An 18,623-nucleotide genomic window follows, 5' to 3' on the forward strand; every position below is an offset into this window, starting at 1 on the left:
CTGCTCAGGGACGCCGGGTGAGGCTGGTTACAGGCGGCCGCCGACGACCTCGGCGATCAGGGCGCCGAGCTCGGCCGCGTGCCCGGGACACCGCTGGATCAGGGCCGCCAGCTCGGCGACGGCCGCGTCGCGTTCGCCCGGAGCGGGCTCGGGGGCGGGGGCGGATCCGGGCGGCTCGCCGGCCAGGACGCGGGCGGTCCGCATGTGCACATGGGCCATGAACTCCTGCCCGTGCACGCGCAGTTCGAGCAGGTACAGGCATGCCGACAGCACGGTACCCGGTTCCGCGCCGGCCAGCTCCCGCCGCCACCGCTCCCGCAACGCGCCCTCGTCCGTGACACATGCGTACGCGCCGTCGACGCCCGCGTCCAACGCCAAGGTGAGAAGGGCCCCGTGCACGTACTCCGTGTCCGACGCGGCCGCGGCGAAGAAGCCCAGCGTCTCCTCCCGCAGCAGCTCCGCCGCATGCTCGGTCAGGAACGCCCGGGAGTCCTCCCACGTGGGCAGGGCCATCCACGTCCGCAGCCGCTCGGGGACGACGTACGGCAGGAAGGCCTCGTCCGCGCCGCGGTTCAGTGCCGCCTGGGCCAGGGCCAGGTACCGCCCGGCCGTCTCGTCGGCCAGGTACAGCTCGGCCAGCGCGAGCGTGCCCGGAAGCGCCCCGAGCACCGCCGCGTGCTCGTCCCAGAAGGCCCGGGCAGCCACCCAGCCCGGGCTCTCCACCCACCGGCGGGCGAGACCGACCACCTCCTGGTCGAGTCTCAGCCAGAGATGCTCGGCGGCCCCGGCCATCCCGGCGGCGAGCGGCCCATGGGCGCGAAGCAGTGCCCGCGCCCGCAGAACTGGCTCGTTCCCGGGGTGGCCGGACGGATGTCTCGGCGACGCGAGCGCCAGCAGGGTCCGGATGCCCGGGAGGGGATCCGCCAGCGAGAGCTGGAACTCCCCGCGCTCACAAGTGATCCATTCCCGGAACAGGGGTACGTCCACGAGCGCGGCCTCCGCGCTCAGACAGGCGCCGATCACCTCGGCCGCCGGCCCGAGACGAGCGAGAGTCCTGAGCGCCAGGCACAGTTCGGGGATCACCTCGGGGAGAACCTCGGGGCGGTCCGCCGTCAGGGAGAGACAGAGCTGGACCGCTTCCCTGCCGGCGGCCAGTGCACCCGCCCGGTCCCCGGCCGCCTCCCGGTGCCGGGCCAGCGCACGCAGCATCCGGGGAAGGTCGCCCACCGGCCCGTCCGGCCGGGCCCGGGCCAGATCACGCAAGATCGCCACGGCCTCGCTGATGGCGTCCACGGCGGCCTGTCGCCCTCCGGCGAGCGCCTCCTGGTCGGCGAGCCCGGCCAGCGCGCCCAGGAGCGTGAGGCGCGCATCGGCGTCTTCCGGGACCGGGTTCCGCAGCAGCGCCACCGCCTCGCGGGCGGCCGTGAGCGCTTCCCGGTGCTCGCCCCGTTGCCCCAGCACCATGGCCAGCAGAGCCAGGGCCCGACCCAGGCCGTTCCGGTGGGTGGCCGGACCGCGCACGATCAGGTCGAGGAAGAGGCTCACCGCCTCCCGGCCCGTCCGGAGTGCCTCGTCGTCGCCCCTGTCGCGGGACAGTTCGGCGCACTGGTTCAGCAGGGCCGTGGCCAGCGTCGGGAGAAAGACGTCCGGGCTGTCGCGGGCGAGGGACCGGTACAGTGCCACCGCCTCGGCCGCGGCCGCCTGAGCGCGGGTGGCCTGCCCGGCCCGGGAGCGCTGGATCGCCAGATTGTTGAGTGCGAGCGCGAGGTCGGGCAGGTACGCGGCCGGAGCGAGCTCGGCGAGCTTCCGGCCCTCGCGCACGGCCTCCTCCGCGGTGGCCAGTGCTTCCTGAATCCGTCCCGTCTCGCTCAGGTGGGCCGCGAGATTCACGGTCAGCCGGACGAGTGTCCCGCTGTGTGTCGCGGGGTTCCGCCGCGCAAGGTCCCGGCAGATCTCCAAGGCCTCCGTGACGGTGGCCAGAGCCCCCTCCGGGTCACCGGCCTGCCCCTGGTGATGGGCCAGGTTGCCCAGCGCACGGATGAGCTCGGCCCGAGCCGACCGGCCGTCGGCGGCACGCAGCAGCTCGACGGCTTCGGTGCAGGACACCAGCGCTCCCTGCACGTCCCCCGTGCGGTTCTGCTGCGTGGCCAGGTTGTTCAGGGCGCTCGCCAACTGGGCGCCGTAGGCGGCCGGATTCACAGCGGCGGCGGGCCGCAGCAGGTCTACGGCCTGGCGGCCCCTGTCCCGCGCCTCCTCCACGTCTCCGGCCTCGGCCAGCAGCTCGGAGTGGCACATGAGCGCGTTGGTCAGCCCGACGAGGTGAGCGACGGGATTGTCCCGGGCGAGCTTCACGTACAGAGCCAGGGCGCGCGCGGACGTCCGTACCCCTTCCCGGGCGTCCGTCAGACTCACCTTGCTGCTGAGGCCGACCAGGGCCTGAGCCAGATGCTCCGTATGAGCCTCGGGACTCTCCGTGGCGAGTACCTGGTAGATCCGCACGGCCTCGGTGGCGGCCTCCAGAGCGCTGTCCGTGTCGCCGATCGCCGCGGAGTACAAGGCCAGGTTGTGCAGCGACATGGCGAGTTCGGCCCGGTGTGCCCCCGAGGCGCCGACCAGCTGCCGGTGGAGGGCCACCGCCTCGGTGCTCGTGACCACGGCGCCCGGGCCGTCCTCCGTCTCGTCCTGGCACGTCGCCAGATAGTTCAGGGCCGTCAGCAGACCGCTCAGATGCGTGTCCGGATCGTCCCGGACCAGAGCCCGCAGGATCTCCAATGCCTCCTGGAGGGGAGGCAGCGCCCCCGCCGGCCGGCCGAGGTGCTGCAGCAGGGTGGAAAGGCCGACGAGCGCGTCCGCCAGCAGGGGGCGGAACACCTCGCTCCGGTCCGTGGCCAGTGTGCGCAGCAGCCCCATACCCCGGTCCCCGGCCAGCACCGCGTACGCGGGCAGCGCGTTCAGCACGTACGGATTGACATCCGCCGGATCGGCGTCCGCGCCCTCCCCGGGCAGCAGGCCGACCAGGGTGCGCATCGCCGTGAGCGCGGTTTCCGCCGCGGGGCCCGCGCCGTCGTCCGAGCCCGTCAGACAGGCCACGAACTCCCGGTGGTAGAGCCGGTAGACCGCCTGCGTCCCGTCGCTGTCCTCCACCACGTACCGGCCGTACGCGTTCAGCACCCAGTCCACGTCCTGCGGGCCGTACGAGGAACCGTCCGGGCTCAGCGCCGAGGCCACCGCCTCCCACACGCCCCGGGCCGGCATGCCGTTCCCCTGGCCCCACGCCAGCGCGGTCATCAGGTCCCGGGCCGCCCGCGGGCGAGGGCCCTGGGCCAGGTCCGCCGTCAGGGCCGACGTGATCGACGCAGGCAGTGCCTCTTGCCAGCCCGCCGCCCCCGACGCGGCGAAGTGCCGGCACAGCGCGCCCACCGCCAGCGCGGCGAACAGGAACCCGCCCGCGTCGGCGGCCGCCCGCTCGGCGACGGCCAGGGCCGCGTTCGCGGCGTGCTCGCCGGGCACCGCGCCCGCCAGGAGCCGCATACGGGCGTAGCCGCGGATGTCGTCGGCGGTACCCGGCTCCACGTCCAGGTCGACCGCCGTGGCACGGGCGCGCAGCAGCCGTGAGATCGCCTGGTCCAGCGGTTCGCCCGGCTCCGCGTGCGGCCGGAACGGACGGGCCCGCGATCCCAGCAGCACCAGCGCCAGCCGGCTCAGCGGAGCCAGCAGCTCGTCGACGATCTGCGCCGCCTGTTCCGGCGCGGCCTCGTCGAGGCCGTCGACGACCAGCACCGGGCGCCGCAGCTCCCGCTCCACATCGGCGATCAGCGCCGACGGCGCCGACGGCGGGTCCAGGTCCAGCTGCTCGGCGAGCACGAGCGCCAGCTGGGCCACGGTCAGCCCGCGTACGTGGACCGAGGCCGCGACCGCCCCCACCCCCGGGTCGGGATCGCCCGGCCGCAGCGCGCCGTGTTCCTTGACGTCGGCCCGGTAGCGCGCCGACGACAGGGTCGAGATCCGGCCCAGGACGGCCGACTTGCCGCTGCCCGCGCTGCCCGTGACCAGGAACAACCCGGGTTCCCCCGCCTTCAGCCAGGCCACGATCGCACCGAGCGCCCGTCGCCGCCCGGTGAAGAACCAGCCCTCGTCGACCCGTTCCGCCCCGCGCGCGGCCCGCACCAGGTGCTCCACCAGCTCGGCCTGGGGGGCCGCCCGCCGACGCGGATTGGGGAACATCGGCCGGTCCCGCCCCAGCACCACGGCCAGCGGCTGCTGTCCGGCGTCCCGCGGCCACCGCGCCTGAACGGCGTCCAGCACGGCGGCCCCGGTGACCTGCCGGTTGCGGCGGCTCCACTCGTGCCGGTAGCCGTCCGCCCGCCGCGGCCCGTCGCGCAGCACCTGGGTGACGGCATCCAGCAGCAGCCCCCCGCCGTCGGCCGTCTCGTGCGGGCGGCAGCTCGCCACCATCGCGAACCAGGCCGTCCGGCCCGGCGGCAGGCTCCGCTCCGCGTGGTCCGCCAGCGCCTCGCGCAGCGACTCCAGTACCCCCGCCCCCGCGTGGCAGGTGTCGATCAGCAGCAACAGCTGGTCGGCGCCGCAGCCGAGGGCGGCGGAGGCCAGCAGCCGCGCCGTGTACGTCTCCTCCTCGTCCCGTGCCCGGCGTGTGTCGTGGACGATCAGCCGCAGCTCCTCCCGGTGCAGCTCCCCGTGGCCCGACCACACCACCACCGCCGGACCGTGCGTCCCGCCGCCCGCCCAGCCGTCCCGCCAGCGCGCCACGGAGGCCCGGAGCTCCTCCCGGCCGGGGTCGGTCACCACGGTGGGGGTGAACCCGTACCCGGCCAGCAGCCCGCACAGCTCCCGCAGCTGCTCCGCAGCGCCCGGCAGCGGCGGGAACGCGGAGCTCTCGTACCGCTCGACCGCCACGCCGAACACGGACCCCGCGACCTGCTCCGGCTCCGGGTCCCGCTCCCGCTCCCGGGTGCTCACGCCTCGCTCACCGCCGTCAGGGCCGTCACGGCCGACTCAGGGTGGCCCACCGCGTGGACGACCAGCCGGTGGGCGCCCGGAGCCGGGGCGGGGAACACCGTGCGGTAGTGGCCGCCGCCGAGGTTGGCGAGCGAGCGGGAGCACGACGGACCGCCGACGGCGGGGCGGAGCTCCGCGGTCAGCAGCAGGTCCTCGTGTCCGTCCGCCCGGACCCGGACCTCGTACGGCTCGCCGGGCCCGGCGAGCGCGGGCGCGGTGACCCCGAGCGCCGGTGCGGTGCGTACGCCCTCCCGGCGGAACGGCGGCTCACGGTCCAGCAGGCCGTACAGGGCATCCCGTACGCCGCGGTTGTTGTGCAGCGAGCCGTGCTGTTCGCACGGCGTGTGGCCCTCCGCCACGGCGTACCCCGCGCGATCGGCGTCCGCCGGCCGCGCGGCCAGCCGCGGCACGGTCCCGTCGCCGCTCTCCGCCTCCGTCACCAGCAGGCCGCCGCTGAACTCGGCGACGGCCGCCGTCGGCTGGCGGACGCCGACCAGGCAGACCAGGCCTTCGGCCGGAGCGGCGGTCCGCAGGTCGGCGTGGAAGCGCGCGGCGTCCGCCAGCAACTCGGGGTCGGGCCCGGGTAGGCCCGTGAGGCCGGCCGGGTGGACGAGGCCGCCGGGGGTGCGCACGCACGCGTAGTCGGGCAGGAGCTGGTGCAGGGAGGGCAGGCTGCGGGCCAGCGCCGTCAGGTCCAGGCGGAGCGGCCCCCAGCCCTTGCGCAGCCCGTTGACCAGGTTCGTGAGGGCGTCGACGGAACCTCGGTGCGGGGTGCCGAGGGTGATCACGCGGCGGGTGGTCGCACGCCCGCCGAGACGTTCGACGTAGTGCCGCGCGACCAGACCGCCCATGGAGTGGCACAGGAGGATCACGCGGGCGTCGGCGTGCTCGGGGGACGCGGCGCGCAGCCGCTCCAGCCCCTCCTCGACGCGCTGCTTCAGCAGCACCGCGTTGTAGCGGCACGACAGGCGCCAGTCGTACGGGAAGTCGAGCAGGGTCCGGCCCGGGACGAGCCCGAAGGCCTTGGCCAGCCAGGCCATCAGATCGGTGTAGCCGTCGACGGGATGCCACACGCCCGGTACTACGTGCAGGTCCGGCATGAGACCGACGGGCCGGACCCCGTCGCCGGGATGCCCGTCGCCGAGGCCACGGGGCAGCGCCAGGTCCTTGAGCGAGCCGCCCAGGGTGCTGATGGCCCGCGACAGCGTGCGGCCCTTGAGGTCCCAGACCGGCCTCCCGTCCGCGTCGGCCAGCCGGCTCCCCATGATTCCGGGTACCACCACGACCAGGTCCATGCCCACGCCCCCCTGCGTCCCGCCCCGCCCCGCCGGAACATCCACGGTAGAGGCGGGAGGACGACGGCGCCCCCGTCCGGAGAAATCCGGGCGGGGGCGCCGTGCGCGACAGCCGGAGCTGTGCGGTGAGCCTTACAGGCCGAGCTCGACCTCGAACTCGCCGGCCTCGAGGATCGCCTTCACGGCCGAGAGGTACCGGGCCGCGTCCGCGCCGTCCACCAGGCGGTGGTCGTAGGACAGGGTCAGGTACGTCATGTCGCGGATGCCGATGTTCGTGCCCTCGGCGGTCTCGATGACCACCGGGCGCTTCACCGTGGCACCGATGCCCAGGATGGCGACCTGGTTCGGGGGCACGATGACCGTGTCGAACAGCGCACCGCGCGAGCCGGTGTTGCTGATGGTGAAGGTCGCGCCCGACAGCTCGTCCGGCGTGATCTTGTTGCCGCGGACCTTGGCGGCCAGGTCGGCGGTCGCCTTGGAGATGCCCGCCAGGTTGAGGTCACCGGCACCCTTGATGACCGGGGTCATCAGGCCCTTCTCGGAGTCGACGGCGATGCCGATGTTCTCCGAGTCGAAGTAGGTGATGGTGCCCTCGTCCTCGTTGATCCGGGCGTTGACGACCGCGTGGGCCTTCAGCGCCTGGGCCGCGGCCTTGACGAAGAACGGCATCGGCGAGAGCTTGACGCCCTCACGGGCCAGGAACGCGCCCTTGGCCTTCTCACGCAGCTTCATGATCTTGGTGATGTCCACCTCGACCACGGAGCTGAGCTGAGCCTGCGAGTGCAGGGCCTTCATCATGTTGTCGCCGATGACCTTGCGCATGCGGGTCATCTTGACCGTCTGACCGCGCAGCTCGGAGACCGCGGCGGCCGGAGCCTTGGCGGCCGGAGCGGCAGCGGCCGGCGCCGGGGCGGCGGCAGCGGCCTTGGCGGCCTCGGCGGCGGCCAGGACGTCCTGCTTGCGGATACGGCCACCGACACCGGTGCCCGAGACCGTGGACAGGTTGACGCCGGACTCCGAGGCGAGCTTGCGCACCAGCGGGGTCACGTACGCGGCCTCGTCACCGGCGGACGCCGGCGCGGCGGCCGGAGCGGCCGGAGCCGGGGTGACCGGAGCCGGGGCGGCGACCGGGGCGGCGGCCTGGACCGGAGCCGGGGCGGCGACCGGGGCGGCGGCCTGGACCGGAGCCGGAGCGGCGACCGGGGCAGCCGGGGCGGCCGGAGCCGGAGCGGCCACGGGGGCCGGGGCGGCGGCCGGAGCCGGGGCAGCGGCCGGAGCCGGGGCGGCCGGGGCGGCACCGGCGACGCCGATGACGGCCAGGACGGTGCCGACCTCGGCGGTCTCGTCCTCGCCGATCCGGATCTCCAGCAGGGTGCCGGAGACCGGCGCGGGGATCTCGGTGTCGACCTTGTCGGTCGAGACCTCCAGCAGCGGCTCGTCGGCCTCGACCGACTCGCCGACGGCCTTCAGCCAACGGGTGACGGTGCCCTCGGTGACGGACTCGCCCAGCGCGGGGAGCACGACATCGGTGCCGGCGGCGGCCGGAGCGGCCTCCGCGGCGGGGGCCTCGGCGACCGGGGCCGGGGCCGCGGGGGCCTCGGCGACCGGGGCCGGAGCGGCGGCGGGGGCCTCGGCGGGGGCCTCGGCGGCAGCGGCCGGCTCGGCGGGCGGAGCCGCCGCGGCGGCCGGAGCGCCGGAGCCGTCGTCGATGACGGCCAGCTCGGCGCCGACCTCGACGGTCTCGTCCTCGGCGACCTTGATGGAGGCCAGGATGCCCGACACGGGGGAGGGGATCTCGGTGTCGACCTTGTCGGTCGAGACCTCGAGCAGCGGCTCGTCGGCCTCGACGCGCTCGCCCTCGGCCTTCAGCCAGCGGGTGACAGTGCCCTCGGTGACGCTCTCACCGAGCGCCGGAAGGGTTACGGAAACCGACATGGTTTCAGTTGCTCCTAACGAATGTGCGGAAGTGGTCGTCGCGCCCGTGACGAATTAGTCGTGGGAGTGAAGCGGCTTGCCGGCGAGGGCCAGGTGGGCCTCGCCCATCGCTTCGTTCTGGGTCGGGTGCGCGTGGATGAGCTGCGCGACCTCGGCCGGCAGAGCTTCCCAGTTGTAGATCAGCTGGGCCTCGCCGACCTGCTCGCCCATCCGGTCACCGACCATGTGGACGCCGACCACGGCACCGTCCTTGACCTGGACGAGCTTGATCTCGCCCGCGGTCTTGAGGATCTTGCTCTTGCCGTTGCCCGCCAGGTTGTACTTCAGGGCCACGACCTTGTCCGCGCCGTAGATCTCCTTGGCCTTGGCCTCGGTGATGCCGACGGAAGCGACCTCGGGGTGGCAGTAGGTGACGCGGGGGACACCGTCGTAGTCGATCGGGACGGCCTTGAGGCCGGCCAGACGCTCCGCGACCAGGATGCCCTCGGCGAAGCCGACGTGCGCGAGCTGGAGGGTGGGGACGAGGTCACCGACGGCCGAGATGGTCGGCACGTTGGTCTGCATGTACTCGTCGACCAGGACGTAGCCGCGGTCCATCGCGACGCCCTGCTCCTCGTAGCCCAGCCCCTGGGAGACGGGGCCACGGCCCACGGCGACCAGCAGCACCTCGGCCTCGAAGGTCTTGCCGTCGACCAGCGTCACACGGACGCCGTTCTCCGTGTACTCGGCCTTGTCGAAGAAGGTGCCCAGGTTGAACTTGATGCCGCGCTTGCGGAACGCGCGCTCCAGCAGCTTCGAGCTGTTCTCGTCCTCGACCGGCACGAGGTGCTTGAGGCCCTCGATGACGGTGATGTCGGAACCGAAGGACTTCCACGCCGAGGCGAACTCGACGCCGATGACGCCGCCGCCCAGGACGATCGCCGACTCCGGAACGCGGTCCAGGACCAGCGCGTGGTCCGAGGAGATGATGCGGTTGCCGTCGATGTTCAGGCCCGGCAGCGACTTCGGCACGGAGCCGGTCGCCAGCAGGATGTGGCGGCCCTGGATGCGCTGGCCGTTCACGTCGACGGAAGTCGGGGAGGAGAGGCGGCCCTCTCCCTCGATGTAGGTCACCTTGCGGGAGGCGACCAGGCCCTGCAGGCCCTTGTACAGGCCCGAGATGACCTCGTCCTTGTACTTGTGGACACCCGCGATGTCGATCCCCTCGAAGGAGGTCTTGACACCGAACTGGGCGGCCTCACGAGCCTGGTCCGCGATCTCGCCCGCGTGCAGCAGAGCCTTCGTGGGGATGCAGCCGTTGTGCAGGCAGGTGCCGCCGAGCTTGTTCTTCTCGATCAGGGCAACGTCCAGACCCAGCTGGGATGCGCGCAGCGCCGCGGCGTAACCGCCACTGCCACCGCCGAGGATCACTAGGTCGAAAACGGTGCTGGCGTCGTTCGCCACGTCACGTCCTCCATGCATGTGCGCCGGGCACCGGTCCTCTGTGACCGGGCGGCGGCTGGTATACGGCCGCTTGTTTCTTCGGCCCTGTGGTGGGGGCCCTGTCCTGCCGAGAACCCATCTTCGCATTTGTCGGGGGAACGCGGGACGCCGGGCCCACGATGTGATCGGGCGATCCGCCCGGACCGGGGGTTACCTGTGCGTAGATACCTACCGGGATACCTGGAGATTCCTTCAGGTTTCGTGGTAAACGGACGCACCCCGGGCCCTGACCCGGCCCGGGGTGCGTCACGTCACATCACACGTGGTGGTCAGCCCAGGTCGCCCGTGGCCGTGCGCTCGGCCAGCCGCACCAGGGTGCGGACGGCGGAGCCGGTGCCGCCCTTGGGGGTGTAACCGTGCGGCGCGCCCTCGTGGAAGGCCGGGCCGGCGATGTCGAGGTGGGCCCAGGTGATGCCCTCGCCGACGAACTCCTGCAGGAAGAGACCGGCCACCAGGCCGCCGCCCATGCGGACGCCCATGTTCGCGATGTCGGCGGTGGGGGAGTCCATGGTCTTGCGCAGCTCGGCGGGGAGCGGCATCGGCCAGGAGGACTCGCCGACCTCCTCGGCGATCTCGTGGATCGACGTACGGAAGGCGTCGTCGTTCGACATGATCCCGAAGGTGCGGTCGCCCAGGGCGAGGACCATGGCGCCGGTCAGGGTGGCCACGTCGACGATCGCGTCCGGGTTGTCCTCGGAAGCCTTGGTCAGCGCGTCACCGAGGACCAGGCGGCCCTCGGCGTCCGTGTTGAGGACCTCGACGGTCTTGCCGCTGTACATGCGCAGCACGTCACCGGGCTTGGTGGCGGAGCCGGACGGCATGTTCTCGGCGAGCGCGAGCCAGCCGGTGACGTTGACCCGCAGGCCCAGCTTCGCGGCCGCGACGACGGAGGCGAAGACGGCGGCGGCGCCGGCCATGTCGCACTTCATCGTCTCGTTGTGGCCGGCCGGCTTCAGGGAGATGCCGCCCGAGTCGTAGGTGATGCCCTTGCCGACGAAGGCCAGGGTCTTCTCCGCCTTGGGGTGCGTGTAGGTGAGCTTCACCAGGCGCGGCAGGTTCTCGGAACCCTTGCCGACGCCCATGATGCCGCCGTAGCCGCCCTTGACCAGGGCCTTCTCGTCCAGGACCTGGACCTTGACGCCGTTCTCCTTCGCGGCCGCGGAGGCGATCGCGGCGAAGGCCTCGGGGGTCAGGTCGTTCGGCGGGGTGTTCACCAGGTCGCGGGCGACGTTGACCTCGGCCGCCACGACCGCGGCGCGCTCGGCGGCGGCCTTGTGCTCCTTGTCGCGCGGCTTGGCGCCCAGCAGGGCCACCTCGGCCAGCGGGGCCTTCGGGGCCGCGCCCTTGGCCTCCTTGCGAGCCTTGTTCTCGCCGCCCTGGTAGGCGGTGAAGGCGTACGCGCCCAGCAGCGCGCCCTCGGCGACGGCGGTGACGGCCGAGGCGTCCTCCAGCGGGAGGGCGAAGGCGGCCTTCTTGCTGCCGTGCAGCGCGCGGGCGGCGGCGCCGGCGGCGCGGCGCAGCACCTCCTCGTCGAACGACTCGTCCTTCTCGGGGACGGAGCCGAGCCCCACCGCCAGCACGACCGGAACCTTGAGGCCCGCCGGGGCCGGCAGCTTGGTGATCTCGCCTTCGGCGCCGGAGGCGCCCAGCGCGTCGAGGACGCCGGCGAGCTTACCGTCGAACGCCTTGTCCACGGCCTCGGCGCCCGCGGCGACGATCGGTCCCTTGGGGCCCTTCGCCACGCCGACCACGAGGGCGTCGGCGCGGAGCGTCGCCGCGCCGGCAGTGCTGAGAGTCAGAGCAGTCACGGTGGTGAAGTCTCGCTTCCGTTTGTGTGTGTGGGCCGAGTGGGTGGACGGCCGTCCGTAGCGATCGTATTCGGGCCCGACAGCCGCCAGAAATGAGCCTACGCGTACGCGCTCGTCCGTACGTCACTCGAAGGTTTGGCAAGTTGTTCGATCAAGAGGCCATCAGGTTCACCCATCTGTGGACTCTGCTCCAGGTTTGCCCCGTAGACCTGACGAGGTCCGAAAGACTCGGTCCACTCTCGCAAGGGGACGCGGGGTTCCTTTGCATGATTTCCACAGAGCCTCCCAGGTCCGGCTGTCCGCCAAGGGCCGAGTCGAGGGATGCCTGCGGGGGGAAAGGCCGAAAATGGTCAACAAGAACCGGATGAACAGGGTTGCCGCGATGATGGCGGCGGCCGCCCTGGTCTCCGTGGCAGTACCCGCCGCGACCGCCCAGGCGGCCGCGACACCGCGCATCGACCTGAAGGTGCTGGTCGTCGACGACGGCGGCAGCTCGGTCGAGGCGATCACCGCGGAGCTCCGCGACACGGGGGTGCCCTACACCCGCGTCCAGCTGGGCGGCAGCGGCCGCCCGGTCATCAACGCGGGCTTCCTCAGCGACACCGTGGACGGCCGTCCGCGCGCCAAGTACCAGGGTGTCGTCCTGCCGAACGAGAACCCGTTCGGCGAGGGCTCGGCCGAGATGGCCGCCCTCACCGCCTACGAGACGACCTACGGCATCCGCCAGGTCGACGCCTACACCTGGGCCCACCCGGGCGTCGGGCTGGAATACACCGACAACGGCGGCTACAGCGGCCAGCTCGACGGCACCCAGGCCGCCGTCACCACCGCAGGCAAGGCCGGCCCGTTCGCCTACCTCGGCGGGCAGGTCGCCTTCGAGGACAACTCGGCCCTGGTCCCCGAGAGCTTCGGCTTCATGGGCAAGCCGCGCCCCGGCTACACCAGCTACGTCGACGCGCCCGTCGGCTCCGGCCGGGCCTCGCTCGTCGGCGAGTACACGCACGACGGCCGCAGCGAACTGGTCGTCACCTTCGGCTACAACCAGTACCAGCAGCAGTTCCGCCTCCTCGCCCGCGGCATCGTCGACTGGCTGACCCAGGGGGTGCACCTCGGCCAGAGCCGCAACTACTTCGCGGTCCACGTCGACGATGTCTTCGCCCCCGACGCCCGCTGGAACAAAGACCTGAACTGCACCCCCGGCGACTACGCCTGCGCGGGCGGCGAGGGCAAGGAGAGCACCATCCGGATGACCGCCGCCGACGCCGTGTACGCGGCGCAGTGGCAGACGTCGAAGAGCTTCAAGCTCGACATGCTCTTCAACGGCGGCGCCGGGGAGGAGTGGAAGGCAGAGAACGGCGGCGTCGACGCGCTGACCGCCCAGCTCGTCGCCGACCGCGCCAAGTACCGGTGGATGAACCACACCTACACCCACCCGTTCCTGGGATGCGTCCAGAACACCGCCGTCACCCCCTGGACCTGTACGAAGAACGCCGCGGGCGCGATCCAGTACATGAGCCGCGCCGAGATCTCCGCCCAGATCCGCGACAACAACAACTGGGCCGCGGGCAAGGGCATCACCACGGACAAGACCGAACTGGTCACCGGTGAGCACTCCGGCCTCAAGACCGCACCGCAGCAGCCCGTCGACAACCCCAACCTGGCCGGCGCCCTCGCCGACAACGGGGTCAAGTGGGCGGGCAGCGACAACTCCCGCGAGCCCGAGCAGCGCGCGGTCGGCGCGGCCCTCACGGTCCCCCGGCACCCGATGAACGTGTACTACAACACGGGCACCAACGCCGAGATGGCCGACGAGTACAACTGGATCTACACCAGCCGCGCCCACGGCGGCAGCGGCGTCTGCGAGGACAACCCGGCGACCTCCACCTGCCTGCCGGCCCCGTTGAACGTCAACACCGGCTACCTCGACACCATCGTCCCGGCCGAGGCCCGCACGGCCCTGCGCCACGTCCTCGCCAACGACCCCCGGCCGCACTACGTCCACCAGTCCAACCTCGCCGAGGACCGGACGCTCTACCCCGTGCTCAACCAGGTCCTCGACACCTACCGCGCCCTCTACGCCCCCAGCGCGCCGATCGTCAACCAGAGCATGAAGGACACCGGCGTCGAGTTCCAGCGCCGCGCCGCCTGGGACAAGGCCCTCGCCGACGGCAAGGTCACCGCCTACCGCATCGGCAAGGACGTCACCATCAAGGCGCCCGCCGGGGTCGTCGCCCCGGTGACCGCCCCCACCGGCACCAAGAAGCAGCTGCTGCTCGGCACCGCCGACTTCGGCACCGCGTACGCCGGTACCCGCTCCGCCTGGGCCGGTCCCGAGCTGCTCCAGAGCGCCGTCACGCTCAAGCTGCCCAGCTGACCTTCCCGCAAGCCACCACGAGTACCACCTAGCGCCGGCGCTCCGCGAACCCACGGGCGCCGGCCCCTTTTCCGTCCTGGGGGGACACACCGCATGAGTCATGGGCGTCACGTCACCATGCTCACCGAAGGCACCTACCCGCACGTCCACGGGGGCGTCAGCACCTGGTGCGACCAACTGGTACGAGGTATGCCCGAGGTCGACTTCAACGTCATAGCCCTGACCGGCTCCGGACGCGAGCCGGTCACCTGGGACCTGCCCCGCAACGTCTACCGGCACACCGCCTTCCCGCTCTGGGGGCCGCTCCCGTCCCGCATCCGCCGGGCCGGCCTGCGCGGCAAGGCCCACCGCCACTTCACCGAGGTCTACGAGAGCTTCCTGCTCTCCCTGCTCGACCCCGAGCCCGATCCCGCCCGGCACAGCTTCTCCGAGGCCCTGCGCGAACTGGCCGTCCTGGCCAGGGCGGGAAAACTCGCACCGGCCCTGCGCTCCGAATCGGTCCTGCGCCTGCTGATGACCGTATGGACCCGGCCCGGACTCGTCACCGCCGAGGCCGCGCCCACCATCCACGACGCGCTCACCGCCACCGACCTGCTGGAACACGCGCTGCGCCCGCTCGGTGTCCGGATCCCGCCCGACAGCGTCGCGCACGCCGTCAGCAGCGGCCTCGCCACCCTCCCGGCCCTCGCCGCCAAATACCTCGACGGGGTCCCCTTCCTCCTCACCGAGCACGGCATCTACCTGCGCGAGCGCTACCTCGGCTACCGCAGCGCCGCCCAGCGCTGGCCCGTCAAGGCACTCATGCTCGGCTTCTACCGCGAGCTCAACACCGAGGGCTACCGGCAGGCGGACCTCATCACCCCGTGCAACCAGTACAACCGCCGCTGGGAGGAGCGCGGAGGCGCCGAGTCCGACCGCATCCGCACCGTCTACAACGGCGTCGACCCGCACGCCTTCCCCGAGGCCGGCCCCGAACCGGACGTGCCCACCCTCAGCTGGTGCGGCCGCATCGACCCGATCAAGGACCTCGAAACCCTCATCCGGGCCTACGCCTTCATGCGCGAGGAGCTTCCCGCCCTGCGGCTGCGCCTCTTCGGCCCCGTGCCGGCCGGCTGCGAGGAGTACAAGCTCCGCCTGGAGAAGCTCGCCGCCGAACTCGGCGTGACCGACGGCATCACCTACGAGGGCCGCATCGAGCAGGTGGCCCAGGCCTACGCGGCCGGCAGCGTCGTGATGCTCTCCTCCATCAGCGAGGGCTTCCCCTTCAGCATCATCGAGGCCATGTCCTGCGGCCGCACCACCGTCTCCACCGACGTCGGCGGCGTCCGCGAGGCCGTCGGTGACACCGGCCTCGTCGTACCGCCGCGCGAGCCCGAGACCATGGCCCGCGCCACCCTCGCCCTGCTCCGCGACGACGGGCGCCGGGCCGAACTCGGCCGGATGTCGCGCAAGCGGGTCGTGGAGAAGTTCACCCTCCACCAGTCCGTCGACGGCTTCCGGCACATCTACCGCGAACTCGCCGGCCAGCCCGTCCTGCCCGTCCACGCGGGCGACGTGTGGACCCAGCGGCTCGCCGATCCCTGGTACCGCGAACTCGCTGCCGACGGGAGCCTGTGGTGAGCGGATCCCTCTGGCTCAAGCCGCCCGGTTCCGGCCCCGGTTCCGGCACCGACACGCTCCCGGCCGTCCCCCGGCCGCGCCGCGACGGCGGAGGCGACATCACGGCCGCCGACGCCGCGGCCGACCCGATGGACGAACTCGCCGAACGCCTCGACGTGTTCATCGCCTCCGCCGTCCACCCCGACGAGATCGCCGCCATCCTCGAATCCGACGGCATGACGGACGAGTACATCCGGCTCACCTACGGCCGGCACGACTCCTTCGCACTCGCCGAGGAGCTCTACGCCCGGGTGCCCCGCTCCTTCCCGGAGCCGGGCGCCGCCCCCGACCCCTGGAAGGTCTCCCTCACCGCCTGCCTGCTGCGCGGGGTGATCTTCGCCCTGCCCGGCCTGGCGTACCTGCTCGGCGCACCCCTGCTCGAAGGCCCGCAGGACCGCCTCGGCCTGCCCGCCGGGACGCTCACCCTGCTCGCGGGCGCGCTCATCGGCTGGGTCTGGGACCAGACCCTGTCCCACCGGGCCTACACCTGGCTCGGCCTCGGCGACCGGCGCGCCGCCGGGCGGACCCTGCTCGTCGGCGCCCCCGTCGGCGCCCTGCTGGGCACCGCCGCCGCACTGGCGGTGCCCGGCGGGCCGCCGTTCTCCTACGCCTTCGCAGCCGGACAGGCCCTCTACGTCGGGGCCGCCACCGTCCTGCTGGTCCTCGGCCGGGAACGCGTCCTGCTCGCCGCACTCGGCCCGATGGCCGCCGGGGCGCTGCTCGCGCTCTTCGTCGACCTGCCCGTCCCGGTCCGGGTGACCCTGCTCGTGGTGTCCCTGCTGGCCGCCTGCACCCTGGCCCTGAGGGAACTCCCGCTGGCCGACGGGCTGCGGGCCGCCGCGCGCCGGATCCGCGCCTCGGCCGCCCGACGCCCCGGCCAGGGCCCCGTCCGCTGGCAGATGCTGCGCGGCGCCGAGGAGGACTTCGCACCCCGCGGACCCCGGATCGGGGACTCGGTCCCCTACGGCGTCTTCGGCCTCGGCACCGGCCTGCTCGTGCTGTACGCCGCCCTCGGCGAAGTCCTCGCAGGAGGCCCCGCCGAGGCCGTCGCCGCACCCTCGGCGGTGGCCCTCACGCTCAGCATGGGCCCGGCCGAATGGCTGCTCCACCGGTTCCGCAGCGGGAGCCTCTCCGGGCTCCAGGGGGCCCGCTCGCCCCGGGCCTTCCGGCGGCGGATGCTCGCCACCCTGACCCGCTGCCTCGCCGTCTACCTGACCGTCCTGCTCGCCCTGGGACTGGCCGGCACCCTCCTCTGGCCCGGCGCCCCCGTCCTCACCGGGGTCCGGATCGCGACCCTGCTGCTGCTCGGGGCCGTGATGTGGACCGGGCTGCTCCTGCAGTCCTTCGGGGCGGTCCGGCCCGCGGCCGTCGTCTGCTCCTCGGCCGCCGTCGCCCAGAGCCTGGCCCTGCTGACCGGGCTGGGCCAGCCCCGGGCGGTCCAGCTGCTGGTGGCGGGCGCCGCCGCCACCGTACTGGCCGCCCTGGTCTGCCTGCTGCTCGGCCGCGCGACCGCCCACCGATGACGCACCGTCCGTCCGAGAAGAAGGACCCCATGCTGCTGGTGCCCCTCTACGAGCATCCCGACGACCGGCCGGAAGCCTGGGAGCGGCTCATCAGCTCCGCAGGCCGGCTGCATTCGGTGGTCCTCAACCCCGACAGCGGACCGGGCGCCGCCCGCGACGAACGGTTCGCCGTCGTCGCCGAGCGGCTGCGCGAGGCCGGCGTACCCGTCCTCGGGTACGCCGACACCGACTACGGGCGGCGCCCGCACGCGGAGGTGGTGCAGGACCTCCTGCGCCACCGCGACTGGTACGCCACCGACGGGGCCTTCCTCGACCAGGCCTCCGCCGATCCGGAACTGCTCCCGCACTACGGGCGGCTCGCGGTCGCGGCCCGGGCCGCGGGCGCCCGTACCCTCGTCCTCAACCACGGGGTCCACCCGCACCCCGGCTACGCCGAACTCGCCGACCTGCTCGTCACCTTCGAGGGCCCCTGGGACGCCTACCGGGACGCGGCCGCCGTACCGCCCTGGACCGCCGACCACCCGGCCCAGCGGTTCTGCCACCTGGTGTACGCGGTCCCGCCGGGCGCGCTCGCCGCCCGGCTCGCCGAGGAACTCGCCGCCGAACGCGGGGCCGGGGTGCACTGCGCGGTCCCCGGCAGCGGCGCGCACCCCTGGGGGACCCTCCCGTACGCGCTGGAGGCGGCGGGATGAGGAAGCTCGCACTCCTGCTGGCCGTGCCCCTGCTGCTGCTCGCCGCCTGTACGAGCCCGCCGCCCGAACCGGACCGGGAGGAGCTGTCGCCCGACCCGGCGCCGGGGGAGCGCTGGCAGCCGAAGCCGGGCGTCGGGTGGCAGTGGCAGCTCACCGGGAAGCTCGACACCTCGGTGAAGGCGGCCGTGTACGACGTCGACGGGTTTAACACCACGAACGAGCAGCTCGCCACCCTGAAGAAGGCCGGCCGCAAGACCATCTGCTACGTCTCCACCGGCGCCTGGGAGGACTTCCGGCCGGACGCGGCCGCCTTCCCGAAGGCACTGCTGGGCGAGGGCAACGGCTGGGACGGCGAACGCTGGCTGGACATCCGGGCCCTGGCGCAACTGGAACCGCTGATGGCCAAGCGGTTCGACATGTGCAAGGCGAAGGGCTTCGACGCGGTGGAGCCCGACAACATGGACGGCTACGCCAACCGGTCCGGTTTCCCGCTGACCGCGGACGACCAGCTGAAGTACAACCGCCTGATCGCCCGGCTGGCGCACGACCGGGGCATGTCGGTGGGGCTGAAGAACGACCTGGACCAGATCCCGGAGCTGGTCGGGGACTTCGACTTCGCGGTGAACGAGCAGTGCGTGGAGTACGAGGAGTGCGACCGGTACGCGCCGTTCACCGACGCGGGCAAGGCGGTGTTCCACGTGGAGTACGAGGGTCGCCCGAGCCGCTGGTGCCCGCGGGCCCGTGCGGCGAAGCTGAGCTCGATGCAGAAACGGTACGACCTGGACGCGTGGCGCCAAGTCTGTCCCTAGCCGCGGCCTGGCCAATCCGGACCCGCGCCT

At 73.0% G+C, this 18,623-nt stretch carries 10 protein-coding genes; 5 read left to right on the plus strand and 5 right to left on the minus strand.

Annotated features, from left to right (window positions below; genetic code table 11):
* Window positions 1-27 precede the first annotated feature (27 nt).
* The 5 genes from Sspor_RS29770 to Sspor_RS29790 all read right to left on the minus strand — a co-directional run bounded on the left by Sspor_RS29770 (window position 28) and on the right by Sspor_RS29790 (window position 11,536).
* Window positions 28-4,977, minus strand: coding sequence for a tetratricopeptide repeat protein (locus tag Sspor_RS29770; protein WP_202201861.1), 4,950 nt, complete (start codon window positions 4,975-4,977; stop codon window positions 28-30).
* On the minus strand, window positions 4,974-6,311 hold the full coding sequence (locus tag Sspor_RS29775; protein WP_202201862.1) for an alpha/beta hydrolase: 1,338 nt from the start codon (window positions 6,309-6,311) through the stop codon (window positions 4,974-4,976). Before Sspor_RS29775 ends, Sspor_RS29770 begins: the two co-directional genes overlap by 4 nt.
* Window positions 6,312-6,443: 132 nt before the next feature.
* Window positions 6,444-8,246, minus strand: a complete 1,803-nt coding sequence (gene sucB, locus Sspor_RS29780; RefSeq protein ID WP_202201863.1) for a 2-oxoglutarate dehydrogenase, E2 component, dihydrolipoamide succinyltransferase — start codon at window positions 8,244-8,246, stop codon at window positions 6,444-6,446.
* A 54-nt stretch (window positions 8,247-8,300) separates the two neighbouring features.
* Window positions 8,301-9,689 (minus strand): dihydrolipoyl dehydrogenase, encoded by a 1,389-nt coding sequence (gene lpdA, locus Sspor_RS29785; protein WP_052872496.1) that lies wholly within the window; start codon window positions 9,687-9,689, stop codon window positions 8,301-8,303.
* Between the two features lie 308 nt (window positions 9,690-9,997).
* Entirely contained in the window at window positions 9,998-11,536 is a 1,539-nt protein-coding gene (locus Sspor_RS29790; RefSeq protein WP_202201864.1) for a leucyl aminopeptidase, read from the minus strand.
* A 346-nt stretch (window positions 11,537-11,882) separates the two neighbouring features.
* Here Sspor_RS29790 and Sspor_RS29795 point away from each other — a divergent pair, with 346 nt between their 5' ends.
* The 5 genes from Sspor_RS29795 (at window position 11,883) to Sspor_RS29815 (ending at window position 18,593) form a co-directional block, all read left to right on the plus strand.
* Window positions 11,883-13,910 (plus strand): hypothetical protein, encoded by a 2,028-nt coding sequence (locus tag Sspor_RS29795; RefSeq protein WP_202201865.1) that lies wholly within the window; start codon window positions 11,883-11,885, stop codon window positions 13,908-13,910.
* A gap of 93 nt (window positions 13,911-14,003) precedes the next feature.
* The gene (gene pelF / locus Sspor_RS29800) at window positions 14,004-15,530 is read left to right on the plus strand and encodes a GT4 family glycosyltransferase PelF (RefSeq protein WP_202201866.1); all 1,527 of its coding nucleotides are present in this window, start codon (window positions 14,004-14,006) and stop codon (window positions 15,528-15,530) included.
* On the plus strand, window positions 15,527-17,092 hold the full coding sequence (locus tag Sspor_RS29805; protein WP_202201867.1) for a hypothetical protein: 1,566 nt from the start codon (window positions 15,527-15,529) through the stop codon (window positions 17,090-17,092). The genes pelF and Sspor_RS29805 overlap by 4 nt, the downstream gene beginning before the upstream one ends.
* The gene (locus Sspor_RS29810) at window positions 17,089-17,784 is read left to right on the plus strand and encodes a spherulation-specific family 4 protein (protein WP_237404090.1); all 696 of its coding nucleotides are present in this window, start codon (window positions 17,089-17,091) and stop codon (window positions 17,782-17,784) included. Before Sspor_RS29805 ends, Sspor_RS29810 begins: the two co-directional genes overlap by 4 nt.
* On the plus strand, window positions 17,781-18,593 hold the full coding sequence (locus tag Sspor_RS29815; RefSeq protein WP_202201868.1) for an endo alpha-1,4 polygalactosaminidase: 813 nt from the start codon (window positions 17,781-17,783) through the stop codon (window positions 18,591-18,593). Before Sspor_RS29810 ends, Sspor_RS29815 begins: the two co-directional genes overlap by 4 nt.
* Window positions 18,594-18,623 lie beyond the last annotated feature (30 nt).

The organism is Streptomyces spororaveus (genome assembly GCF_016755875.1).
Taxonomy (GTDB): Bacteria; Actinomycetota; Actinomycetes; order Streptomycetales; family Streptomycetaceae; genus Streptomyces; species Streptomyces spororaveus.